Origin of the sequence: Mycolicibacterium austroafricanum (assembly GCF_902705885.1) — a bacterium.
Taxonomy (GTDB): domain Bacteria; phylum Actinomycetota; class Actinomycetes; order Mycobacteriales; family Mycobacteriaceae; genus Mycobacterium; species Mycobacterium vanbaalenii_A.
Window position 1 is genome coordinate 62,076 of the sequence record NZ_CACSIP010000030.1, and the last position, 6,795, is coordinate 68,870.

The window sequence follows — 6,795 nt, forward strand, 5'->3', positions numbered from 1 at the left end:
CATCGTGGCGATCACCGACATCAAGGCCTACGCCCATCTGACCACCGAGGACGTCGAGAACCTTGCTGCCGAGCTCGACGCGATCCGCGCAGACATCGAGGAATCCCGCGGCGAGCGCGACGCGCAGTACATCCGGCGCACCATCCAGTTGCAGCGCGCGCTGGCGGCCGGCGGCCGGGCGGCGCTGTTCGCGAGCAGCAGCCGGATCGCGCGGGTCGCGGGGACGGCAATGCTGGCCACGGCCAAGATCATCGAGAACATGGAGCTGGGCCACAACATCACCCACGGGCAGTGGGACTGGATGAACGACCCGGAGATCCACTCCACCGAATGGGAGTGGGACACCATGTCTCCGACGGTGCATTGGAAGAAGTCTCACAACTTCATCCACCACAAGTACACCAACGTGGTCGGACTGGATGACGACATCGGCTACGGGATCATGCGGCTGACCCGGGACCAGCGGTGGAAAGGGTGGATGATCGGCAACCCGATCTACAACCTGACCCTCGGCACGCTGTTCGAATGGGGCGTGGCACTGCACGGGGTGGAGACGACGAAGTACCGCAAGGGCGAGAAGTCGATGGCCGAGGTGCGCAAGGACCTCAAGATCATCGGCCGCAAGGTCGGCAAGCAGGTCGGCAAGGACTACATCGTGTTCCCGGCACTGGCCGGCACCAATTGGAAGCACACGATGAAGGCCAATTTTGTCGCCAACCTGATCCGCAACTACTGGTCCTACATGGTGATCTTTTGCGGTCACTTCCCCGACGGGGCAGACAAATTCACCGTCGAGGAGTTCGAGAACGAGACGCAGGGCGAGTGGTACCTTCGACAGATGTTGGGGTCGGCCAACTTTCACGCCGGGCCGGTCATGGCTTTCATGAGCGGCAACCTGTGCTACCAGATCGAGCACCATCTGTTCCCGGACCTGCCGAGCAACCGCTACGCGGAGATCAGCGTGCGGGTGCGGGCGCTGTGCGAGAAGTACGATCTGCCCTACACGACGGGACCTCTTGCACGCCAGTACTTTCAGTCGTTCTGGACGATACTCAAGCTCGCGCTCCCGGACCGGTTGCTGCGGGCCGACGCCGACAACGCACCCGAGACCCGTTCGGAGCGCAGGTTCGGCCGGGCTGCGGTGGCCAACCGCAATGGGGAGGCGGCGCCGTCGTCGGGTCCCCGGCGCGGATTGCTCACCGCCCTGCGGCAGGCCGGAAACCCGGCGGCCGCGTGAGTCCGGCTCGCTGTCCGTGAGCGTTAAGCCACGGCTGTGAAACCAACGTGGATCGCGACCCGGAATGATATTTCGCGGGCTCAGGTCAGGGTCGCGCGAACACACACCGTGACGTAGGGCAGCGCGAGGCCACCAACGTTGGCCAGCGCGGGATGGGTCGCCAGCAACTCGCGGACCCGGTCCAGGGTCTGGGCACGGACCCGCTCCGGCGAGGTGATGCAGTAGCTGCGCGACGCCACCAGGTCGATCAGCGCCTGCGGCGTCAGGTAGCTGGTCCATTCCACCTGGTGGCGCTCCACGTCACCGAACGGGACGGGCAGGTCCGCGGTGTGGCTGTGGGCGTCGTCGTGACCGATGATCTGGCCGAGATCCTTCACCCAGCCCATCCGCTCGTCGCGGGTGTTCCACACCAGGCCCAGCCGGCCGCCGGGGCGCAGCACGCGGGTCACCTCTTTGATCGCCCGCTGCGGATCGAACCAGTGCCATGCCTGCGCCACCAGCACCGCGTCGACGCTGTCGTCGTCCAGCGGGATCTCCTCGGCGGTCCCGAGCAGCGCTGGGGTGTCGGGCAGTGACGAGCTCAGCAGCTCGAGCATCTCGGGGATCGGGTCGACGGCGAAGACGCCGAGGCCACGCTCCACCAGCCGGGTGGTCAGTTTGCCGGTCCCGGCGCCCAGGTCCAGAACGGTCCGGGCACCTGGCGGGAGCAGCCAGTCGATCGACTCCGGCGGGTAGGACGGCCGGCCACGTTCGTAGGCAGCGGCCTCTGCACCGAACGACAGCGAGCGCTGTTCGGGGGAGCCGTTCACCGCGACGCCAGCTCCAACGTCCGGCGGATCAGCTTGCCGACGGCGTCGGTCTCGAGCAGGAAGCCGTCGTGGCCGTAGATCGAGTCGACCACGTCGAGCCCGTCGCAGCCGGGGAGCAGATCGGCGAGTTCGGCCTGCAGGCGCAGTGGATAGAGCCGGTCGGAGGTGATACCGCCGACCACGGCGGGTACCGGGCAACCGCGCAGCGCCCTCTCCACGCCGCCCCGGCCGCGGCCGACGTCGTGGCTGGACAGTGCGTCGGTCAGCGCGACGTAGGTTCCGGCGTCGAAGCGCGACACGATCTTGCGGCCCTGATATTCCAGATAGCTCTGCACCGAGTAGCGGCCGCCGGTCGTCGGATCCTCGTCGCCCTGAGGGGCGTTGGCGAAGCGGTCGTCCAGTTCGGCCTCACCGCGATAGGTCAGGTGCGCGAAGCGCCGCGCGATCTGCATGCCCATGTCCGGGCTGCGGCCGGTGCCGTGATAGTCGCCGTTGCACCAGTTCGGGTCGGCCTTGATAGCCGAGACCTGGGTGCTCTGGGTGCCGATCTGATAGGCGGTCGCGCGGGCCCCGACCGCGAGAACCAGTCCCGCGCGGACGTTGTCGGGGTGGGTGACCATCCACTCCAGCGCCCGCGCCCCACCCATGGACCCGCCGATCACCGCGGCGACCTCGGTGATGCCCAGCCGGTGGAGCGCGGCCACGTCGGCCGCCACCTGGTCGCGCACCGTCGTGGTGGGAAACCTTGAGCCCCAGGCTTTCCCGTCCGGAGCCAGGGAGCTGGGCCCGGTGGAACCCCGGCATCCGCCGATGACATTGGTCGAGATCGCGCACCACCGGTCGGTGTCGATCGGCGCGCCCGGCCCGGCCACGCCGTCCCACCAGCCCGGGGTCGGGTGATCGGGTCCGGCAGGGCCGGTGATGTGCGAGTCGCCGGTCAATGCGTGCAACACCATGACGACGTTGTCGCGTTCGGGGGACAGTTCCCCCCACCGCTGCACGGCGATCGACACGTCGTCGAGAACCGCACCGTTCTCCAGTGTGAGCGGGCCGATCTCGATGACGCCGATCTCGCCCTCGGGGGGCAGCATCACCCGCTCGTCGGTTGCCACGTCAACGATTGTCACAACACGACCCTCAGAACGACGCAACGGCGTGCGGATCGGTGTGGCTGGCGCTGCACCGCTTTGCCGCGGCGAAGCCTTGTTCCAGGTCGGCGATGATGTCGTTGATGCCCTCGATGCCGACCGCGAGCCGGACCAGACCGGGTGTCACGCCGGTGGACAACTGCTCCTCGGGGGACAGCTGAGCGTGTGTCGTCGAGGCCGGATGGATCACCAGCGAACGCACGTCGCCGATGTTGGCGACATGGCTGTGCAATGTCAGAGCATCAACGAAGGCCTTGCCCGCCTCGACGCCGCCGGCCAGCTCGAATGCCAGCACCGCCCCGGTTCCCTTGGGCGCCAACTTCTTTCCCAGCTGGTACCACGGTGAGGTGGGAAGGCCCGCGTAGTTCACCGACAGGACGTCGTCGTGCCCGGCGAGATACTCGGCGACCTTCTGCGCGTTCGCGACGTGCCGCTCGACACGCAGGCTCAGCGTCTCGAGTCCCTGCGCAACCAGGAACGCGTTGAACGGCGACGCCGCCGAGCCCAGATCGCGCAGCAACTGCACCCGGGCCTTGAGCGCGAAGGCCGGCGCGCCGAGTTCGGCGTAGACCACACCGTGGTAGCTGGGGTCGGGGGTGGTGAATCCGGGGAACTTCCCGTTCGTCCAGTCGAACGTGCCGCCGTCGACCAGTACCCCGGCGATCGTCGTCCCGTGGCCGCCGAGGTACTTGGTGGCCGAGTGCACGACGATGTCGGCCCCGTGGGCGAGGGGCTGGATCAGGTACGGCGTCGCGATGGTGTTGTCGACGATCAGCGGGACACCGGCGTCGTGGGCGACGGCGGCGACCGAAGGAATGTCGAGCACATCGATCTGCGGGTTGGAGATGGTCTCGCCGAAGAACGCCTTGGTGTTGGGCTGGACCGCGGCCCGCCAGGATTCGGGGTCGTCGGGGTTGTCGACGAAGCTGACCTCGATCCCGAGCTTGGGCAGCGAGTAGTGGAACAGGTTGTAGGTGCCGCCGTAGAGCCGCGGGGAGGACACGATGTGGTCGCCGGCATTGGCCAGGTTCAGGATGGCGAACGTCTCGGCGGCCTGTCCGGAGGCCAGGAACAGTGCTGCGACACCGCCTTCGAGCGCCGCGATGCGTTGCTCGACGGCGTCGTGAGTCGGGTTCATGATGCGGGTGTAGATGTTGCCGGGCTCCGCCAGGCCGAACAGCGCCGCCGCATGGTCGGTGCTGTTGAACGTATAGCTGGTGGTCTGGTAGATCGGCAGAGCCCGTGCGTTGGTGGCACTGTCCGGGGACTGCCCGGCGTGGACCTGCTTGGTCTCGAATGCCCAGTTCGCGGTGGGATCGGTGGTGTCGGTCATCATGTTCTCCAGTCGTGATGGGGCGCCTGGCGGTGGGTCGACGAGTTGCAGTGCCGTCAGCGACAACTGCGCGCCGTGGACCTCGCCATCAGGTTTCCCCGTCTACTCAGGGGGCCCGTTCACGGCGGACCCGCGCTTGCCTTACAGCCGGTGGCTGCTCAACCTGGTCATCACCCGGGGCACCCCACCGCGGTTGGAGGGTTGCCGGCCAGCGAGCCGGGGCTTGACGCTGGCGCTCATGACCGAAACGAAGACTATCGCACGTTGCTACAGGGGTGCCAGTGGGTTCTGCCGAATGCAGCTCCACCTGGGAAAATGGCGCGGGCTGAGTGTCTCAGCTGATGGCCTGCCGAGGTTGGCTGTGCTGGTCGACGAAGTCGGCGATCACCGCGGTGACCCGGTCCGGCGCCTCCAGCATCGGGATGTGGCCGACGCCGTCGAGCTCGATCACCTCGGCGGTGTCGGGCATGTGCTTGAGGAAGTACAGGTGTCCGCGGGGCGCGGGGAACACCCGGTCCTTCTCGCAGATGACCAGCTGGGTGGGCGCGCCGAGGTTGGCGAGCTCGAGCAGGCCGGGCATCCGCAGCGTCTTGACCAGCAGCTGCAGGTAGGCGTGGCAGTGGGTGGCATCCTCGATCAGGTCGTGTAGTTCGGCGTCGGGCGGGCCGTCGGCCGGGCCGCTGACCGGCAGCGTGGCGATGCGGCGCGCGAACGGCAGCTTGAGGATGCGCGGGCCGAGCAGTCGCGCGGCGATCAGCGCCGGGCCGCCCATGATGAACTTCAGGACCGTCTCGTACTTCGTCAGCGAGTGCTGCGACCAGCCTCCGGCGGGGGCGATCGCGGTCAGGGTCCTGGCCCGGCCGCGGCGTTCGAGCTCGAAGCCCACCCAGCCGCCCAGCGAGTTGCCGACGATGTGGGCGGTCTGCCAGCCGAGCTGGTCCATCCGCGTTTCGATGTCGTCGACGAGCAACTCGGTGTGCAGCAGCCACGTCGGCGACTTGTGTCCGCCGTGGTGGCCCAGCATGGTCGGTGCGTACACCTCGAAGCGGCCGGTGTCGGCGAGCTGGCCGGCGACGGTCTTCCAGACGTTCTGTGAGCACAGGAACGGATGCAGCATCAGAATCGGTTCACCCGATCCGGCATGGATCGGTTCTCGGGGTGCCATGGCCCGACATTAAGGTGATACCGCCGGTACCGCAAGAACCGGGTGACGCGCTCGGTTAAGGTCTGCGGTCGTGACGCGCCCCATAACCGTGAGCACCATCAACGTCAACGGCATCCGCGCGGCGGTCAAGCAGCGGTCGGTGGACAACCTCGGGCTGCTGCCGTGGTTCAAGGAGACCCGCGCCGACGTGGTGTGCCTGCAGGAGACCCGCGCCGACGACGAGCAGCTGACCGACGCGCTGGCCCCGGCGTTGGCCGACGGGTGGCACCTGGCCTCGGCGGCGCCGCACGTCAAGGGCCGCAACGGGGTCGCGGTGTTGTCACGCACGCCGCTCGACAGCGTCAGGATCGGCTGTGGCGCAGCAGAGTTCGCCGAGCACGGCCGCTACGTCGAGGTGGCCACCGCGGGGTTGACCGTGGCGAGTGTGTACTTCCCGACCGGTGAGGCCGACACCGACCGGCAGCTGGAGAAGGAACGGTTCATGTCCGCGGTGGCCGCGCGGATGGCGGTGCTGCTGGACGGCGGTGGCGACGCCGTGCTGTGCGGAGACTGGAACATCGCCCACACCGAGAACGACATCAAGAACTGGCGCGGCAACGTCAAGAAGGCGGGATTCCTGCCACAGGAACGGAAGTGGTTGTCCGATCTGCTGGCCACCGGCTGGGTTGACGTGGTGCGCCAGGCACACCCCGGTGTCGCGGGCCCGTACGCGTGGTGGTCGTGGCGGGGCAAGGCGTTCGACAACGACGCCGGCTGGCGGATCGACTACCAGCTGGCCTCGCCCGGCTTGGCGGCGCGGGTGGCGTCCGCGCACACCGAACGACCGGCGGCCTATGCGCTGCGCTGGTCCGACCACTGCCCGGTGACGGTCGACTACGCGTGATTTCGGCGCAGTTGGTCAACCTGCGCGTGATGTTCTGTTTCGGGACATCGCTGACAGGTGTATGTCTCGGGACATCGCTGACACCTGAGTAGGGCCGTGAGGCCACGATGGTCCATGGCCCAGAAGGTGACCGCGATGGATATTCGTGCCGCGACGGCGTTTGCCGGGCAGATCGACAACGTTGCGCAGTTCTGCCGTGAGCAGCAGATCAGTCGACAGA

6 protein-coding genes and 1 riboswitch are annotated in these 6,795 nt (G+C 67.6%); of the genes, 2 read left to right on the top strand and 4 right to left on the bottom strand.

Annotated features, from left to right (window positions below; all coding sequences use genetic code 11):
• Positions 1-4: 4 nt before the first annotated feature.
• Positions 5-1,237, top strand: a complete 1,233-nt coding sequence (locus tag BEMPMBAN_RS19760) for a fatty acid desaturase family protein (RefSeq protein WP_159232949.1) — start codon at positions 5-7, stop codon at positions 1,235-1,237.
• 80 nt (positions 1,238-1,317) lie between these two features.
• On the opposite strand, the gene BEMPMBAN_RS19765 is transcribed toward BEMPMBAN_RS19760, so the two are convergent.
• From BEMPMBAN_RS19765 to BEMPMBAN_RS19780, 4 genes are all read right to left on the bottom strand, one after another.
• On the bottom strand, positions 1,318-2,046 hold the full coding sequence (locus BEMPMBAN_RS19765) for a class I SAM-dependent methyltransferase (RefSeq protein WP_159232950.1): 729 nt from the start codon (positions 2,044-2,046) through the stop codon (positions 1,318-1,320).
• Positions 2,043-3,137 carry a homoserine O-acetyltransferase MetX gene (gene metX, locus BEMPMBAN_RS19770; RefSeq protein WP_425294995.1) on the bottom strand — a complete coding sequence of 365 codons (1,095 nt, stop codon included), beginning with the start codon at positions 3,135-3,137 and terminating at the stop codon, positions 2,043-2,045. Before metX ends, BEMPMBAN_RS19765 begins: the two co-directional genes overlap by 4 nt.
• Before the next feature lie 46 nt (positions 3,138-3,183).
• Complete coding sequence (locus tag BEMPMBAN_RS19775) at positions 3,184-4,527, bottom strand: bifunctional o-acetylhomoserine/o-acetylserine sulfhydrylase (protein WP_159232952.1); 1,344 nt, start codon at positions 4,525-4,527, stop codon at positions 3,184-3,186.
• 127 nt (positions 4,528-4,654) lie between these two features.
• A riboswitch (SAM riboswitch) is annotated at positions 4,655-4,771 on the bottom strand.
• Positions 4,772-4,861: 90 nt separating this feature from the next.
• Positions 4,862-5,692, bottom strand: coding sequence for an epoxide hydrolase EphH (locus tag BEMPMBAN_RS19780; RefSeq protein WP_159232953.1), 831 nt, complete (start codon positions 5,690-5,692; stop codon positions 4,862-4,864).
• Between the two features lie 82 nt (positions 5,693-5,774).
• Between BEMPMBAN_RS19780 and BEMPMBAN_RS19785 the strand changes: the two genes are divergently transcribed.
• Positions 5,775-6,575 carry an exodeoxyribonuclease III gene (locus tag BEMPMBAN_RS19785; protein ID WP_200846054.1) on the top strand — a complete coding sequence of 267 codons (801 nt, stop codon included), beginning with the start codon at positions 5,775-5,777 and terminating at the stop codon, positions 6,573-6,575.
• Positions 6,576-6,795 lie beyond the last annotated feature (220 nt).